Genomic DNA, 17,819 nt, shown 5'->3' with positions numbered 1-17,819 from the left:
TATGATGAAACAAACAATCCCATTTGTTGACCTTAAAGCACAGTATCTATCGATCAAAGAAGAAATCGATGATTCGATCAAACATGTTCTTACTGAAACAGCGTTTATTGGTGGAAAATATGTGAAAGCGTTCGAACAGGCTTTTGCGGAAACCTATGGTGTAGGCCATGTGGTTTCCTGTGCAAACGGAACAGACTCCCTCTATATTCTCATGAAGATGCTGGGCATTGGTGCCGGAGATGAAGTGATTACGGTGGCTAACAGCTGGATCTCCAGTTCTGAAACAATAACCCAAACAGGTGCCAAGCCTGTTTTTATTGACATTGATCCTGTTTATTACAGTATGGATGAGCAATTGCTGGAAGCGACTATTACACCCCGTACCAAAGCAGTAATTGCTGTACATCTGCAAGGACAGATGTGTGCAATTGATGAAATCAAAGCTATTTGTGATAAGCACCATATTGTGCTGATCGAAGATTGTGCACAGTCGCATTTGTCTGAATATAAAGGAATCCGGGCGGGCTTAACAGGAATTGCCGGGTCGTTCAGTTTCTATCCCGGTAAAAATCTTGGTGCCTATGGAGATGCAGGTTGTATGATTACGAACGATGCTGAACTTGCTCAGAAATGCCGGATGTTTGCGAATCATGGTGCGTTGGTAAAACATCAGCACCAGATCGAAGGTATTAACAGCAGGCTTGATGGATTGCAGGCAGCCATTTTAGAAACGAAATTGCCCCACTTAAACGAGTGGACCGAAAAGCGTGGCCGGGTTGCAGGTTGGTACCAGGCAGCATTGAACGGAATACCGGAAGTAGTTACACCCGTTACACGTATGGACAGTAAACATAGTTTTCATTTGTATGTAATACGGGCCAAAAAGCGTGATGCGTTGATGAGTTATTTAAAAGAACATGGCGTTGAATGTGCCATTCATTACCCCACCATCCTTCCGTTGTTGCCGGCCTATGCATATCTTGGCTACAGTGCTGCAGACTTTCCACATGCTTACGCATGCCAGCAGGAAATTATCAGCTTGCCGATCTATCCTGAATTAGCGCAAACACAAGTGATGTATGTAGCTGACCTTATCCGCTCATTTTACAACGATTGATTTTCCGTTTATGCGTATTCTGTACCTGACGTTCAATGCACCTCCGGTTAAAAATGTGGCCAGTTTCCGAACAGAAGCCTACCTCAACTATTTGCCAAAGGAAGGGATTGAAGTAGATGTACTTACCCGACATTACGGCGACGGGGATAGTATCGGAAGCGATTTTGAGCTGATGAAATCGGATGCACCCGAACGGTTGCCCGCAAACACAGAGGGGCCTGTTTATTACACCGGTTTCTATAATTATGTAAACCATTCCCGTTTTTACAGAGCAACGAGGAGTTTATTGAGGGTGATTACCAACCTCTACCTTGTTGATGCTTATTATTACGGCTGGAAGAAATTCGCCATTGAATATTTTGATCAACACCTGCGTCATAAGAAATACGATTTGATTATTGCTACGTTCAATCCGCTCATGACGTTTGTAGTGGCACAGGAACTGTCAAAAAAATACGGGATTCCATGGTTTGCTGAATACAGGGACTCGTTTGTTGTTGAAAGCGACAAGAATAAAACACTGCTCTATAAAAAGCTGGTGCAGGCAAGAGCGCTGAAAGGCGCAAGTAAAATCCTTGTTGTATCGGAGGGTATTACCGACCAGCTGCAACGTTCTTTACTAAAAAAACAACAGCACAAAGAAATTGTGATTATCCGCAACGGATACGATGAATTGATACAACCCGGACTACATCCTGACGATGGGGCTGTTTGGGGTCAGTTCCAGGAACTACGCAAACATTATGCCTCTGTTTTGGTGCATACGGGCACAGTCTATCAACATCAGAATTACGGCTTTTTTCTTGATTGTTTGAAACGGTACAATGCCGGAAACGAATCGAAAATTGCGATTGTACTTGCGGGGCTAAATAAAGACGGCATGGTGTTTAACCCTTTGCTGCAAAAGGATGTTTATCTTTTTCCAAAAGTAAATACATCCACAGCCTTGTTGATGCAGGCAGAAGCAGATGTACTCATCTTGCCGGCGTGGTACAGCAACCGTTATACCGGGTTTATTGCAAAAGTATTCGAGTTTTTGTGGTTTGGTAAACATGTATGGAGCAGCCCGGCGCCTCCGAAAGATTTCGCTCAATTTATTTCGACATTTCCGCACGTTCAGATACTCAGTGATTATGCATCGTTTGAAACAAACATGCAACAGCTGCAGGCTCATCAAAACAAGCTTCAAAATACTGGTGCTTTTGATAAGCAGGTATTAACTAGAAAATTCTGGATGCAAGAGCTGGCAAACCATATCCGCTCTGCTGTTAAACAGTAGGCCAAAGAAAGAAATGCGATTATTAAAACTGGATTCGATTCATCCGCTGGATTACCTGCTGCATAAGCAACAGGAATGGAAACCTGACATAGCAGACCTAACGAGGAAAGCTTACTATGACCGCATCATCGCTTTACGTTGTAATTTTTCTGATTTTTACACCTACAATCTTAACCGGTTAGGATGGCAATCGGAGGAGTTTTTTATTAATGACTGGATGTATGTGTACAAACTTGCAAAAGAGTTATATGGCAGCACGTACAAATTCAAGCGGCTGGTTCATCAACTCAGGAACAGAGCAGGGTTAATTGAGCCGGAATGGCGATTGAAAGTGTTGAAGGATTACATTGATGCCTATAAGCCCGATGTTATTTTTTGTAGGGAGCATACGAATATACCGGGTAGTTTCTGGAAACAATACCGAAAAAAAATATTTCTTGTGTCCAGACTATCGGCGCACTTACCTGCAGAATGGAGTCCACTCGATTTTGATCTGATTTATACGGACGTACCGTACTACCGGACATTTTTTGAATTCAACAAGATCGAAACATTGCATAACTACAACGGGTTTGATGAGCGTATCCTAAACGAATTAACGAAGAACAAAGAACCTTATGATGTGGTGTTCATCGGCGGATTGGGGAACGAACTGTTTCAACAACGCACCCGTTTTTTTACCGATCTGGCAGCAGATGATCAATTCGGGTTTAAGTGGTGGGGTTATTCAACCGGAACGATTGAGCAACCATTGACGGATGCTTACCAAGGACTGGCAGCCGGTCTGGCTATGTTCAACATTTATTACAATAGCAAAATTGTGGTGAATGATTACATTGACATTGCGGGCGGAACTGCTGTTAACCAGCGATTGTTTGAAGTAATGGGTGCAGGCTCATTATTGCTTACCAGGGAATCTCCTTCATTGGTTGAGCATTTCCCGCCCGGGTCCTATGTAACCTATAAGAACCTTGAAGAATGTAAGGGAAAGATCAGTTATTATCTGCGTAACGAAGATGAACGAAAGCAGATCGCAGCTTTGGGCCAAGCGGCTGTGCTGGCAAAATACAGTTATGCAAAATTGATGCAGTTGATCAGTGAGGATCTGACGACACGAGTGACCAAGTTTAAACAACTCAAAAAAAATTGAATTCATGATACCTGTTACAAGACCCTTCTTGCCGGCTATTGAGGTATATGAAAATTATATCAAGGGCATCTGGCAACGCAACTGGATCACCAATCATGGTCCCTTGGCCAATGAACTGGAATTGCGTTTGAAAGAATTTTTGGGAGCACCGCATTTATTGTTTCTCAACAATGGAACTGTTGCATTGCAAATTGCCATTAAAGCATTGGAATTAAAAGGCGAGGTATTGACCACACCTTTTTCATACGTGGCCACCACTTCTTCCATTGTATGGGAAGGATGTAAGCCGGTGTTTGCAGATATTGATCCCGACAGTTTTAATCTTGACCCTTCAAAAATTGAAGCCGCTATTACACCCAACACATCGGCTATATTAGCTACGCATGTGTTTGGGAATCCCTGCGATATTGCGGCCATCAGCGCCATCGCCAAAAAACACAAGCTGCCTGTTATTTACGATGCGGCACATTGTTTTGGTACAACATACAAAGGACAATCAGTTTTTAATTTTGGTGACATCAGCACTGCCAGTTTTCATGCCACTAAATTATTTCATACAGGCGAGGGTGGTGCCGTGTTTACGCAGCAACCTGAGCTGTTAAAAAAACTAGCGTACCTCCGCAACTTCGGTCATGAAACACCGGTTGAATTTGCAATGGTGGGTATCAACGGAAAAAACAGTGAGCTGCATGCGGCTATGGGCTTGAGTGTGTTGCCGCATATGCCGTCCATTCTCAGCAAGCGGAAAGAACTGAGTATGCACTACGATGCCGTGTTAAAAAACCTGCGCATCAAAAAACAAAAGATCCAGAAAGAAGCAGGTTATAATTACAGTTATTATCCCGTTGTGTTTGAAACAGAAGAGCTGTTACACAAGAGCATGGAAGAATTAAATAAATACCAGGTGTTTCCACGGCGTTATTTTTATCCGTCTTTGGACACATTGAATTATGTGGATGAGCAGTTGTGTCCTGTTTCAAGAGATATTGCCGGACGGATTCTTTGCCTGCCGTTGTATTTCGATCTTTCATTGGAAGAAGTTGATATGATCGCCCGATTATTATTGCGTGTTCAAAATAACCAGCCATGATCATTGCCGGAGCCGGAGGACATGCCAGAGAAATTCTTGACCTGCTTATCAAAAAAGCGGGGGAAGAAATTTTCCTCTTTGATAATGTAAATGCTGCTGCAGCTGATTCGATCAACGGCTACGCATTGATCCGAACTGCGGAAGAAGTAAAGGCGCAGTTACAAAACGATCCTCGCTTTATTGTCGGTACCGGCAACCCTGCCGTGCGACAAAAAATGTATGAGTTGTTTCTTGCATGGGGCGGACAGCCTTTCACATTCATTGCAGCAACAGCATTGGTGAGTGAGCAGCAAACAACTATTGATGAAGCAGCCAATATTATGCACGATGCATTTATCAGTAACCATGTTCAAATCGGCAAAGGCAGTTTGATCAATACAAGAGCGCATCTTCATCACAATGTGGTAACAGGAAATTTTTGTGAGATCGGTCCGGCCGCACTGCTGTTAGGAAATGTTCATATCGGGCACCGTGTATTTATTGGTGCCGGTGCAATTCTGTTGCCGGGTATTGACGTGGGCGATGATGCCATTATCGGAGCAGGTGCCGTGGTTACCAAACCGGTAGCAGCAAAGCAAACCGTAAAAGGAAACCCTGCTGTTTAATTTTTTAAGACATAATAAACATGAGTAATACAGTTATAAAAGTTGAAAATATTTCCAAGCAATACCGTTTGGGTACCGTGAGTACGGGAACGCTGAGCCACGATCTGAACCGTTGGTGGCATACCGTACGTGGCAAAGAAGATCCGTATTTAATGATTGGTGACACCAACGACCGTACAAAAAAGGGCAGCAGCGAATATGTTTGGGCATTGAAGGATATCAGTTTTGATGTAAAGCAGGGCGATGTGCTGGGTATCATCGGGCGCAATGGTGCCGGCAAGAGTACACTTTTGAAAATATTGAGCCGCACCACTACGCCTTCAACAGGCAGCATTAAAATTAAAGGACGTGTTGCCAGTTTGCTGGAAGTAGGCACAGGCTTTCATCCGGAGCTTAGCGGTCGTGATAATATTTTCCTGAACGGTGCCATATTAGGAATGACAAAGGATGAAATTAAACGCAAGTTTGATGAGATTGTTGATTTTGCAGGTGTTGAACGCTATATTGATACACCGGTAAAACGTTACAGCAGCGGGATGTATGTGCGGCTTGCCTTTGCTGTGGCGGCCTATCTTGAACCTGAAATTTTAATTGTAGATGAGGTATTGGCTGTGGGCGATGCAGAGTTTCAAAAAAAGGCATTAGGGAAAATGAAGGATGTGAGCAATACGCAGGGGAGAACTGTTTTGTTTGTAAGCCATAACATGGCTGCTGTACAATCTTTGTGTACAACAGGCATTTTACTTGAAAACGGAACTGTAACGGTAAATGGTCCTATTGAACACGTAATTGATAAGTATCATTTATCGAACAGAGGTGAAACCGAAAAGTATAAAATATGGAACGAGGCGGACAGGCCGGCAAATCCATGGTGTAAAATTTTATCTGTTGAACTAGTAAATCTCGCAGACGAGAAAAGTGAGAACATAAGTACGGATGACAATTTTGTTGTAAATATTCAATACCAAACTCTAAAATCGGATTCGAGAGTAGGATTGACAATAATGATAAGCGACATTAATGATGTCATTGTTTTTTCAAGTATTAACAATCATGAAAAAAATTATTATTCAAAATTGATGCCGAATGGTGAGTATAAAACTACCTGCAAAATACCTTCAAACTTTTTGAACAATGGGAATTATAATCTCAGCTTGATCGTATTTGGACCCAATTTCACCGACCCGCTTCATCTAAAAAATGTTTTAACTTTTGAAATATTGGATGGGTTTATAGTACGAGGCGATTTTCACGGAACGTATGGTGGATTGACACGGCCAATGCTGCAATGGGAAACAATTAAAAATACAAAGCAATAAAGATATGAGTAAACGTATTACATACACAGAACCGAATCAATTAGAAGCACAGGCAGCAAAAAAAATTAATAATGTCAATATGGTACTTGATGTTGGATGTGGAATTCGACCTCAGACTTTTATTAACCCGTTTGTTCATATTTGTTACGATGCTCACCAACAATACTTGGATGTTCTTCAAACGAAGCTTACAAGAAGAAAAACTTTAACGGGAAAATTGCAATACATTTTTGTAAATAAGACAGTAGATGAGCTAATCTCGAACTTCCCTAGAAAATCTGTTGACACGATTTTTTTGCTTGATGTTATTGAGCATCTTGACAAAAACCAAGGGCTCGAATTGATGAAAGCCTTTAATGAAATCGCACGACATCAAATTGTGATTTTTACTCCGTTGGGGTTTGTTCCTCAGGAACATCCAGATGGAAAAGATGCATGGGGTTTAGATGGAGGAAAGTGGCAACAGCATAAATCAGGATGGACTCCTGATGATTTTGATAACTCTTGGGAGTTCTTAGTATGCAAGAATTTTCATTCTTCAGATAATTTAGGTAATAAGCATGAAAATGAAGTAGGAGCTTTTTTTGCAATCAAGACCGTTGGCAACCCACCAGACACTATAGCGAAGAAGAATTTATTAGATCGAGCACTTTTCTGGATTAATACTTTCCTGTTATCCCAAAAAATCAAATAGTAGGAATTTTTAGTAAATAAAAAGCGAAACGAATGAATTCATTAATAAAAAACAAGTCTCTTCTCATTACTGGTGGAACCGGATCGTTTGGAAACGCCGTATTAAAGAAGTTCCTGCATGGCGATGAATTCTCCGAGATCAGGATTTTCAGCAGAGATGAAAAGAAGCAGGACGATTTGCGTAAAAAACTGAACTCTGCCAAAGTAAAATTTTATATTGGTGACGTGCGGGATGCAGGCAGCGTAGAGAATGTGGTAAAAGGAGTTGATTATATTTTTCATGCAGCAGCATTAAAGCAAGTACCCTCATGCGAATTTTTTCCATTAGAAGCTGTAAAAACCAACGTGCTTGGTGCAGAGAATGTACTGAGCGCTGCGGAAAAGTATGAAGTAAAAAAAGTGGTTGTGCTCAGTACAGATAAAGCTGCGTATCCAATTAATGCAATGGGTATGTCGAAAGCATTGATGGAAAAAGTAATGGTGGCTAAATCAAGAAATCTGGACGATCAGAAAACAATTTTTTGTGGTACACGCTATGGCAATGTAATGGCTTCACGTGGCTCTGTAATTCCGTTGTTTATAGAACAAATCAAATCGGGGCAGCCAATTACAATTACAGATCCGGAAATGACCCGTTTTATGATGACTCTGGATGATGCGGTAAACCTCGTTTTATATGCATTTCACAATGCGAAGCAAGGCGATCTGTTTGTTCAAAAGTCGCCGGCAGCAACAATTGATGTATTAGTAAAGGCGTTGATTGAATTGTATGATGCAAAAAATGAAGTGAAAATTATTGGTACCCGCCACGGTGAAAAATTATATGAAACACTCGTGAATAAAGAAGATATGGTTAAAGCAGAGGATTTAAGCGAATACTATCGCATACCTGCCGATAACAGGGATTTGAATTATGGAAAGTATTTTTCCGAAGGAATTGAAAACTTAAACGCAGTTACAGAATATAATTCGCACAATACTGAACGGTTAAATGTTGAGCAAACAAAAGCGTTGTTGCTTACATTGCCGGAAGTTCGTAACAGCCTGAACGGATAATGGAGAACATGCCTGCACAATTAATAAAAGGAGGCGCTTACAGCGACGAAAGAGGCGGACTACGGTATTTTAATGCGTTCGATATGCAGCCTGTTAAACGGGTTTATATTATTACTCATCCGGATGAAACAATCGTAAGAGCATGGCAGGGGCATCAGAAAGAAACCAAATGGTTCCTGGTTACAAAAGGATGTTTTCAGTTTGTGTTATTACAACCGGATAATTGGGTAAATCCATCCCCTCAGCAGAACCTCGAACACTTTACGATCCATGCAAATGACAATGCCGTTTTGCAAGTGCCTGCCGGTTATGTCAATGGGTTTAAAGCAAATGAACCTGATTCTGAATTAATGGTTTTTTCTGATTTCGGATTAGAAGATTCGAAGCAGGATGATTTTCGGTTCGACAGTTCATTGTGGTATAAATGGCAATGATACTTCAGTTACTAAAAAAGGAAATATGAAACTACTGATACTCGGTGCAACTGGAATGTTGGGGTCGCAATTATTGCGAAGCTGTTTAAACAGAGGAATTGATGTAAGTGTGCTTGTGCGAAATAAAAAGCTACTTCATGAAAACTTTCCTGAATTAAAGGAAGAGTCAATTTACTTGCTGGACGATATCAAAGATTTCGAAAAGCTGGAAAAGCAAATCGCAGCTATTGGGCCGCAGGTTGTTGTAAACTGTATTGGTATCGTTAAGCAATCGCAGCTTGCGAATAATGCGTTTGAATCGATCTCTATCAATACCTATCTGCCGCATCTGTTATCGCAATATGCAGGCAAGTATCAATTTCAATTAATTCATATCAGCACCGACTGTGTTTTTGATGGCGCAAAAGGAAATTATTCAGAAACAGACAATTCAAATGCAACAGACCTTTATGGCAAATCGAAGTATTTGGGTGAAGTATACACGGACCATGCTGTAACGCTTCGTACGTCTATTATCGGGCATGAACTTACGGCAACTACATTTGGTTTATTGGAGTGGTTTTTAAGTCAGCAACATAAAACCAATGGATATAGCAAGGCAATCTTTTCCGGCTTTACTACAAATGAGCTGAGTAAAATTATTTTAGATGTTGTTATTCCGCAGAAACTTACCGGTAGTGTTTATAATGTGGCAGCGGCGCCGATTTCGAAATACGATCTGCTGAAAATAATGGCTGTTGTTTACAAGAAAGATATCGAAATTGTTCCGTCGGAAGCGTTGGTCATTGACCGGTCATTAAACGGAAGTAAGTTTAAAAGTGTAACCGGTTATAGCGTTCCATCATGGCCGGCTATGATCAGCGAAATGTATTCAGATTATTCAGCAAGCTCTAACAGAAAAAAATGAAAGTTATAACAGTAGTAGGTACGAGGCCTGAAATAATCAGGCTTTCCCGGGTAATCGATAAGTTAGATCGATCTACAAACCATGTATTGGTGCATACGGGTCAGAATTATGATTATGAGCTAAACCAGATATTCTTTGATGAATTAGAAATACGAAAGCCGGATTTCTTTTTAAATGCTGCTTCGGGAACGGCTGCAGCAACCATTGGCAATGTAATTATTAAGTTTGATGAATTGTTGGAACAGGAAAAACCCGATGCGCTTTTAGTATTAGGGGATACCAACAGCAGCTTATGTGTGATACCGGCCAAGCGCAGAAAAATTCCCATCTTTCACATGGAGGCGGGAAATCGTTGCTATGATGAAAGAGTGCCTGAAGAGATCAATCGTAAAATTGTTGATCATACATCCGACATCAATATGCCGTATAGTTCAATTGCAAGGGAGTACCTTTTGAAAGAAGGTTTTCCGGGAGATCAGATCATTAAAACCGGAAGCCCGATGTATGAAGTATTGGACTATTATAAAACAAAAATCGATGCTTCAGAAGTGGTATCCAGATTAGACTTAGAAAAGGAAAAATATTTTGTGATCAGTTCACACCGGGAAGAAAATGTTGATCAGGAAAAAACCTTACGAAAGATCGCAAACATCCTGGAAAAAATTTGCGAGGCATATAATTTCCCGGTCATATTCTCCACGCATCCCCGCACGCAAAAGCGACTTGAGATGTATAATATTCAACTTCATCCATTGGTGCAGATTTTAAAGCCATTGGGTTTTTTGGATTATATAAAGCTTCAGCAAAATGCTTTTTGTGTTATATCCGACAGCGGTACAATCACGGAAGAAGCATCGATCGTTAATTTCCCGGCAATTAATTTGAGAGAATCACATGAGCGGCCGGAGGGAATGGAAGAGGCAGTAGTTATTATGACAGGATTGGATGTTGATACTGTAATAGATGCTATACCGGTGGCTGCAAATATAAAACGTGGGGAGGCTGAGCGATCCATTAAATTAGTGGAAGATTATTATGCACCTAATGTTTCAGATAAAGTATTAAAGATCATCATGAGCTATACTGGTTTTGTTAAGCGAAAAGTCTGGAAAATATATGAATAGGTTTTCGCCACTGGTTTCAATCGTTATTCCTGTATACAATGGTGTGAATTATTTGGCTGAAGCAATTGATTCTGCTCTTAGCCAAACCTATTCCAATATTGAAATAGTAGTTGTTAATGACGGATCAACTGACGACGGTAAAACAAGAGAGGTTGCGTTAAGCTATGCTGACAAGATCCGTTATTTTGAAAAGGAAAACGGCGGCGTTGCTACTGCATTAAATTATGGAATTGAGCAAATGAAGGGAGACTATTTCTCCTGGCTCAGTCATGATGATTTGTATTATCCTGCAAAGGTGGAACAACAGGTTCGTTTTTTAGAAACCTGCAATGAACGGGATAGAACCATCGTTTATTCAAATTTCAATTTCATTGATGAAAATGGAAATTATCTGCGGGATTTTGAAATTAAACATGTAGAGCCTGATTGTTTCAGAACCTATTTTGTAATGGGCGATCTTGTACATGGTTGTACACTCTTAATTCCAAAAACATGCTTTACGGAATCAGGTGTTTTTAACAGCAGCCTTCGAACTACGCAGGATTATGATTTGTGGTTTCGGTTTGCTGCCAAATACAGGTTCGTTCATATCCATGATATTCTTGTGCAATCAAGATTACACGACGAACAAGGTACCAGAAAAATGAATGATGCTGTGATGAAAGAGGGGAACAATCTCTTTAGCCGGTTTATTCAATCGCTGAAATGGTCAGAAATTCACAGCTGTTATGAAAAACCGGTTCCCTTATTTTACCTCGATTTTTGCAGCAAGAATGCAGTGTATGTAAAGGCATCAAGAAAATCTTTTTACCAGGCACTGCTTTCCTTTTTTTATCTACGTCCGAAATATATAAAAGAGTTTTTAAGAAAGTCATATGCCGTCTTTCATGTTCTGTTCCTCTCAAAAGAAAGGTGAAAATTATGCCTAAAAAAATTCTTGTTATTCCCTCCTGGTATCCTACTCCACAAAATGAACTTACGGGTTCATTTTTCAGAGAGCAGGCGCAGTTAATGGAGCAACAGGGTTTTGAAGTAAGAATGTTGCTGGGTGTACAGGAAGTTGTGCGTCCGAAAACTGGACTGGTTCCCAGTATTAAAAAGCGGGTTCCATTTTTGTCGATTCTTTTTGCCGATGAAACTGTTGTCGGCACAACTAAGGCTGTACTCAGTACTTCGGTATTGTTACAGGAGCCGGTTGCGTATTCATTTCCTGTTCCGTTGCGGGAGGGAGCTGATGATGAGGAGTGGTACCGGGTATCAACAGGTTTGTATGCCGACGCATACGATCAACTTGTATCGACCGGTTGGGTGCCCGACATTATTCATGCACAGTGTTGCAATGCAGCAGGCATATTTGCTCATTGGCTTTCCGGAAAATATCATCTGCCGTTTGTTATTACAGAGCACCAGTTGTTTTTATTGCATACACTCAGTTCGTTCCGGCAACAGTTGATACTGGATGCACTGAAACATGCAAAAAAAGTGGCGGCTGTAAGTGAACATCAGAAAAAATGTATCCTTATGCATCAGCCCGATTGCAACCCGGTTGTTATCTGGAATTTGATCAACGATTTAAAATTCCCTGCGCAGCATTCCAAAGCGGAACATCCTTTTACGGTTGTTACGGTTACCTATCCTAACCCGATCAAAGATCATTCTACGTTTCTCAAGGCCATGCAGGTATTAGCGGCATCGGCAGTTGATGTTCGTTTTGTCATAATCGGGAACGATTCGTTTCATGATCTTTCGGCCGGTAACAGCGATGAGTTTATAAAAGAGAGCAAAGAATTAGGAATCGAAAAACTGGGAACGTTCATTCCGTATGTAAAACGGGATGCTATTGCCGCAACGCTGAGCCATTGCGATGTGTTTGTATGCAGCAGTATTGCTGAAACATTTGGTGTTGCTGCAAGAGAAGCTATGCTTTGCGGATTGCCGGTAGTAACAACAGCCTGTGGCGGTGTGGAAGACAGTATTACAGAACATACAGGTATTACAGTGCCTGTTCGTGATCATCAGGCGATTGCTGATGCTGTTCTTTCAATTAAGAACAATCCGGCAAAATACAATGCCGAAGTGATCCGGAATTTCATCCGGAAACAATGCGGCACAGAAATTTTTGCAGCAAAGATGAAAGCATTTTACGAGTTATGAGTGTGCCGATGGTTTCTGTTGCCATGATCACCTACAACCAGGAGAAATACATTAAAGAATCGATTCTTGGGGTGTTGAATCAACGGGCCGATTTTGAGATTGAGTTGATTATTGCCGACGACCGATCGCCTGATGCTACCGAAGAAGTGGTGAAAGAGATTATTGCAAATCATCCCAATGGCCATTGGATCAAATACAGCCGTCATGCAGAAAACAAAGGCATGATGGATAATTTTATCTGGGCTCTTGATACATGCAGTGGCAAGTACACGGCTGTTTGTGAGGGGGATGATTACTGGATCGATCCGTTGAAGCTGCAAAAGCAAGTGAAGGCATTGGAGCAACATGCTGCATACAGTTTTTGTTTTCACCAGGGCATCCGGTTAAATGAAGTGGAGTCGAAGTATGATGTGTATCCGTTAACTGATCTTACTTCTTTTGATCCCGTTTCTTTTTTCAGGATGATCACCATCCCGATGGCAAGTGTGGTATTCCGTAAAAATATTTCATTGAAATTTATGCGGGATCATTCACATCCTGATTTTCAGTTACTGTGCACATTAATGAGTGTGGGCAATGCTGTTTTTATTCCGGAGGTAATGTCGGTGTACAGGGTTCATCCGGGTGGGGTTTCGTATAATCACAGTTCTCTATTCTACGTAAACAAGCGATTAAATGAGTTAGAGTTCGAGTTGCAAAACAACGCATTCAGTATTGCTGTACGTAATCAAATAGCCCGCAACTACATGCAACACGTGCTTTATAAGTTCGACACTTATAAGAAGGAAATTTCGAGAAAGGAAATACTGAGATACCTTGTTCAGTTTATAAAAGTGAAGGGACCAGACACCGATTTCCGTCATTTTTTCTCCCGGTTGTTAAAACACCTGATAACCTGATTGTTCAGTAGCGTCATTTTCATTTTTCCTCGAAAAATCTGTTATTCAATCATACACATTCCTAAATTTTTCTAATGATCCGCAAGTTTTTAAAGAAAGTGTTTAATAAGCTCACGGTTAAAAATTACCGTGATCAATTGTTATACGAACAGAAAGTGACCCGTACGGTGATTCATCATCTTTACGAGCAGTTGTTTCTGGAGAATCCTGTACTGGTGGTTCGGCAGGTGAAGATGTTTTTGCCGCTTTTTTATGTGGATCACATTCAAAAGATCATTTTTCAAAGCCGGGAATTTTATGAAATAAAAACACTTGCGTTTCTGCAGTTACATTTCAAACAGTTTCACCATGTGGTTGACATCGGTTCGAACATCGGCAATCACATGCTTTACTATTGTAGCCATTTATCTGCTAAAACGGTGATCTGCTTTGAGCCGAATACATTTAACCGGAACACACTCACTAAAAATGTTTCATTGAATTATCTTGAGAAAATCGTGACAGTATATCCATTTGCTGTGGGTGCAGAAAACGGAAAAGGTGTACAAAGTGAATTTTCACTGGGTAATACCGGCATGAACAGAGTGGATAAACTGAATACTGAACCAATTGGCACGAGTGATATCATTGAAATACGAAGCCTTGATTCGTTTAACCTTCAGCAAATTGATTTTATAAAAATTGATGTGGAAGGGTTTGAGGCAGATGTTTTGCAGGGTGCTTCTGCAACCATCTTGCGCTGTAAGCCTGTACTTATGATTGAAGTGTTTGAAAACAGTCGACAACAGATTGATTCTCTCATGACAGGTTATGGGTACAAAAAATTAATTACGCTGGAAGACTATAACAGTATTTATGTTTCTGCCTAAACAGAATAGAAAGGATGCTTTACCTGTTATCCTGCATTTTGTTACCTGGTACCCAAGCAAGGCCAATGAAGTGGAAGGTATTTTTACCCGCCGACATATCGATGCATTTGCAGAGAACGATTCTTTTACACATATTGTTGTAAGGAAAACGGAACAGGAAGTTTCTGTTTATACCTATTTAAAATGCCTGCTTGGTTTTTTTCCAACAGAAGTTTATAAAAACCGCCGCATTGTAGTATTTCCTGTAAAGAGCATTTTATTCCGTCGTTTTTTCTGGCGCTTCAGCCATGTATTCAAAGCGCAGATGTTACGCAGTTTGTGCTACAAATTAAATCCATCACTGCTGCACTTACACGTAGTTTACGGTTTTGCTGAAGAAGCGATGTTTCTAAATGACCAGTATCATTTACCCTTTATCGTATCCGAACATATGGCTCCATTTCCATTCGATTGGTTATGGGATAAAGAGATGCAGGTTGTAAGGCCAATGCGGTCGGCATCAGCTGTAATTGCCGTGAGCAAAGCACAAGCGGAACAAATCAGGGAGTACACCGGCATTCATCCTGCAATAATTCCGAACGTAGTAGAAGCGGCTGAGTTTTTTTATACTCCTTTCGAAAAGCAAGTAAGCGGTCTGGAAATTGTTTTGGTGGGCATCTATGACAGCAGGAAAGGTGCTGATTATGTGATCAGTGTTTTCAGCGATTTTATACAACAATATCCAGGTGCCAGGCTGCATTTTGCAGGAGAGGCAACGACTGAACGTATGACAGAACTTGAAAGGCAGATTGAAGAAGCCGGATTACAAAATCAGGTCATCTTTCATGGCAAATTAACTCCCGGGGAATTGTGTCGGTTATACCAGCAATGTGATTTTTATGTATGTGCCAGTGTATGGGAGTCGTTCGGCTTAACCATGTTAGAAGCGTTGTTTACCGGACTGCCGGTTTTGAGTACCGATTGTGGCGGGGTGCTTGATTTTATTACTGAAAAAAATGGACTATTGATCAGCAACGATCGAAGAAAGGAAACTTTACTAGAGGGCTTGTTGCAAATGCCCGACCGGCTTGCATACTTTGATCGGGCAGCGATTGCTGCTGCAGCGAAAGAGCAGTTTGCCAAAGAGAAAATAAAAGAACAGTATAATGCTGTATATCACCGTGTGTTATCATCTGCTCAAACCACAACGATAAAGTGAATGATTCTTACATGCAGCCCTTGATTTCTATCGTTATGCCGGTTTATAATGGCGAACGATATATTGCTGCTGCATTGCAAAGCCTGGCAACACAAAATTTTCGTGGGTTTGAATTGGTGATTCTGGATTCCTGTTCTGTTGACAATACCCTTTCTATTGTTGAAGAGTGGAGAAGCCGGTTGCCGCAACTGCAGGTGATTCGTGAAAAGGACCGGGGGATTTATGATGCGATGAATAAAGGGGTTGCTGTTGCGAAAGGAGAGTGGGTTTATTTTATGGGTTGTGATGATGGGTTTTATGATGCGTTTACACTCGAACAGATCAGTAAAGAGCTATTGCCAAATGCTGACCTTGTGTATGGGGATGTTGTTTGGATGCCACAGGGCGACCGGGAAAGTGGAGGCTGTGTGCCTGCTGATCTGGTGCATCGCAATATCAATCATCAACGGATTTTTTACAGGAAAGCATTGTTTTCAAAGTATGGCGGATATCAGTTGCAATACAGCATTGCCGCTGATCACGAATTAAATATTCGTTTCTTCTGTAATGAAACCATCAACAAAAAATATGTATCGATCACGGTTGCCCGTTATCATGCCGGAGGTTTCAGTGCTAATAAGCAGGATGAAGTTTTCTGGAACAACTGGAAGATCATTTTTAAAGAAAATTTTGCACAATATCTTCCGAAACGTGTGATGTATGATAAACTTGGATGGTACTGCCGTTATCAGCTCGACCGGCGCCGGTATAGTAGTGCCTTTCCTTTATTTTGGGATGTGTTGCTGCATACGAAGAGCCTGGGTTTTGTACAGCTCAGCTTCAAGCATTTTCTGCAATCGCTGTACACCCGATCAAACTAGTGTTGTTATCTTAATCGTTTTATATGAATAAACCGGAACAATTAGCCAGTCTTCAGAAAATTTACATGGACAAGGATGCGTTTGCAAAGGAGCGTGAAGTGATTCATGAAACCTGGTTTCAAGAAACTACAACTGATTTCTGGCGACATAAGCGTATGTACGAAACCATCAGGCCGTTGGCGGAGTATTTCCGTTCATCAGAATGGCTTACAGTTGGTGATGGCCGTTACGGGTTGGATGCAATCCGGATGAAAAAATTGTTTCAACTGCAATCGGTGTTCCCAACTGATATTGGAGAAAATATGCTGAAGATCAGTAAAGAAAGAGGCCTCATTGAAACATTTGGTGTAGAAAATGCGGAGCATCTTTCATTTGCAGACAGTTCTTATGATGTGGTTTTTTGTAAAGAGGCGTTTCATCATTTTCCACGACCTTATCTTGCTTTATATGAAATGCTTCGGGTATCTAAGAAAGCTGTAGTGATGATCGAACCGGCAGAACGATTGATCTTAAATGGTGCGAAAAGCAAACCGTATCTTTTATCGGCCATTCAACTTCTGTTTTCCAAACTTACAGGAAGAACTTACCGGCCGTATTTGCCACCTGTTCTCGGACTCACGCATGCGTTTGAGGAGGCAGGAAACTATTTATATGCCGTATCAGTAAGAGAGCTTGAAAAGCTGGTACATGGTATGGATCTTGGCGGGTTTGCATGGAAAGGATTTAACGATGTATATGGCAAGGGCTGTGAATTTGAAGAGGCCAAACCCGGTAACCCGTTATATGAAAGTATCGGTACAGCCATTGCTGCGCTTGATGAACAGTGTAAGAACAATCCGCAGTATCAGCAGCCAAATATGGTGAGTGTGATATTATTTAAGGAAAAACCAGACGCTGCGCTTGTTGCCCAATTACAGCAGGCAGGTTTTGAACTGCCGGTTATTCATAAAAACCCATATGTTTAATTGTTGAGCGTGATTCACCAATTATCCCTTTTGCAGAGTTGTGTTATGACCGACTGCAAACAGCAATATGAAGTGAAAGACTGTTTCTCTAAAGTGCTTA

Annotated in this window: 18 protein-coding genes; all 18 read left to right on the top strand. The window is 41.1% G+C overall.

The window, feature by feature from the left end:
* The first annotated feature begins 1 nt into the window (after position 1).
* The 18 genes from VK159_RS04605 (at position 2) to VK159_RS04520 (ending at position 17,719) form a co-directional block, all read left to right on the top strand.
* Complete coding sequence (locus VK159_RS04605) at positions 2-1,117, top strand: DegT/DnrJ/EryC1/StrS family aminotransferase (protein ID WP_324228974.1); 1,116 nt, start codon at positions 2-4, stop codon at positions 1,115-1,117.
* A 10-nt stretch (positions 1,118-1,127) separates the two neighbouring features.
* Positions 1,128-2,396, top strand: a complete 1,269-nt coding sequence (locus VK159_RS04600; protein WP_324228973.1) for a glycosyltransferase — start codon at positions 1,128-1,130, stop codon at positions 2,394-2,396.
* Between the two features lie 13 nt (positions 2,397-2,409).
* On the top strand, positions 2,410-3,546 hold the full coding sequence (locus VK159_RS04595; RefSeq protein WP_324228972.1) for a glycosyltransferase: 1,137 nt from the start codon (positions 2,410-2,412) through the stop codon (positions 3,544-3,546).
* Positions 3,547-3,550: 4 nt separating this feature from the next.
* Positions 3,551-4,636, top strand: a complete 1,086-nt coding sequence (locus tag VK159_RS04590) for a DegT/DnrJ/EryC1/StrS family aminotransferase (protein ID WP_324228971.1) — start codon at positions 3,551-3,553, stop codon at positions 4,634-4,636.
* Entirely contained in the window at positions 4,633-5,241 is a 609-nt protein-coding gene (locus tag VK159_RS04585) for an acetyltransferase (RefSeq protein ID WP_324228970.1), read from the top strand. The genes VK159_RS04590 and VK159_RS04585 overlap by 4 nt, the downstream gene beginning before the upstream one ends.
* Before the next feature lie 20 nt (positions 5,242-5,261).
* A complete protein-coding gene (locus VK159_RS04580) occupies positions 5,262-6,560 on the top strand; it encodes an ABC transporter ATP-binding protein (RefSeq protein WP_324228969.1) in 1,299 nt (432 codons plus the stop codon).
* A gap of 4 nt (positions 6,561-6,564) precedes the next feature.
* The gene (locus tag VK159_RS04575) at positions 6,565-7,254 is read left to right on the top strand and encodes a class I SAM-dependent methyltransferase (RefSeq protein WP_324228968.1); all 690 of its coding nucleotides are present in this window, start codon (positions 6,565-6,567) and stop codon (positions 7,252-7,254) included.
* A 32-nt stretch (positions 7,255-7,286) separates the two neighbouring features.
* Positions 7,287-8,309, top strand: a complete 1,023-nt coding sequence (locus tag VK159_RS04570; RefSeq protein WP_324228967.1) for a polysaccharide biosynthesis protein — start codon at positions 7,287-7,289, stop codon at positions 8,307-8,309.
* An 8-nt stretch (positions 8,310-8,317) separates the two neighbouring features.
* Entirely contained in the window at positions 8,318-8,743 is a 426-nt protein-coding gene (locus VK159_RS04565; protein ID WP_324228966.1) for a hypothetical protein, read from the top strand.
* Positions 8,744-8,768: 25 nt separating this feature from the next.
* Positions 8,769-9,650 carry an SDR family oxidoreductase gene (locus VK159_RS04560; protein ID WP_324228965.1) on the top strand — a complete coding sequence of 294 codons (882 nt, stop codon included), beginning with the start codon at positions 8,769-8,771 and terminating at the stop codon, positions 9,648-9,650.
* Positions 9,647-10,774 (top strand): non-hydrolyzing UDP-N-acetylglucosamine 2-epimerase, encoded by a 1,128-nt coding sequence (wecB, locus tag VK159_RS04555; protein ID WP_324228964.1) that lies wholly within the window; start codon positions 9,647-9,649, stop codon positions 10,772-10,774. Before VK159_RS04560 ends, wecB begins: the two co-directional genes overlap by 4 nt.
* The gene (locus VK159_RS04550) at positions 10,767-11,690 is read left to right on the top strand and encodes a glycosyltransferase (protein WP_324228963.1); all 924 of its coding nucleotides are present in this window, start codon (positions 10,767-10,769) and stop codon (positions 11,688-11,690) included. Before wecB ends, VK159_RS04550 begins: the two co-directional genes overlap by 8 nt.
* 5 nt (positions 11,691-11,695) lie before the next feature.
* A complete protein-coding gene (locus tag VK159_RS04545; RefSeq protein WP_324228962.1) occupies positions 11,696-12,928 on the top strand; it encodes a glycosyltransferase in 1,233 nt (410 codons plus the stop codon).
* Positions 12,925-13,827: a glycosyltransferase family 2 protein gene (locus VK159_RS04540; RefSeq protein ID WP_324228961.1), complete on the top strand. Its 903-nt coding sequence runs from the start codon at positions 12,925-12,927 to the stop codon at positions 13,825-13,827. The genes VK159_RS04545 and VK159_RS04540 overlap by 4 nt, the downstream gene beginning before the upstream one ends.
* Positions 13,828-13,901: 74 nt before the next feature.
* Positions 13,902-14,696 carry an FkbM family methyltransferase gene (locus VK159_RS04535; RefSeq protein ID WP_324228960.1) on the top strand — a complete coding sequence of 265 codons (795 nt, stop codon included), beginning with the start codon at positions 13,902-13,904 and terminating at the stop codon, positions 14,694-14,696.
* Positions 14,683-15,894, top strand: a complete 1,212-nt coding sequence (locus VK159_RS04530; RefSeq protein ID WP_324228959.1) for a glycosyltransferase family 4 protein — start codon at positions 14,683-14,685, stop codon at positions 15,892-15,894. The genes VK159_RS04535 and VK159_RS04530 overlap by 14 nt, the downstream gene beginning before the upstream one ends.
* Before the next feature lie 11 nt (positions 15,895-15,905).
* The gene (locus VK159_RS04525; protein WP_324228958.1) at positions 15,906-16,754 is read left to right on the top strand and encodes a glycosyltransferase family 2 protein; all 849 of its coding nucleotides are present in this window, start codon (positions 15,906-15,908) and stop codon (positions 16,752-16,754) included.
* Between the two features lie 23 nt (positions 16,755-16,777).
* Positions 16,778-17,719 carry a class I SAM-dependent methyltransferase gene (locus VK159_RS04520; RefSeq protein WP_324228957.1) on the top strand — a complete coding sequence of 314 codons (942 nt, stop codon included), beginning with the start codon at positions 16,778-16,780 and terminating at the stop codon, positions 17,717-17,719.
* Positions 17,720-17,819: the final 100 nt, after the last annotated feature.

The sequence above is a fragment of the Lacibacter sp. genome (genome assembly GCF_035299325.1).
GTDB lineage: Bacteria > Bacteroidota > Bacteroidia > Chitinophagales > Chitinophagaceae > Lacibacter.
The sequence above is the reverse complement of the archived record's forward strand: the minus strand, read 5'-3'. Positions and strand labels throughout refer to the sequence as shown.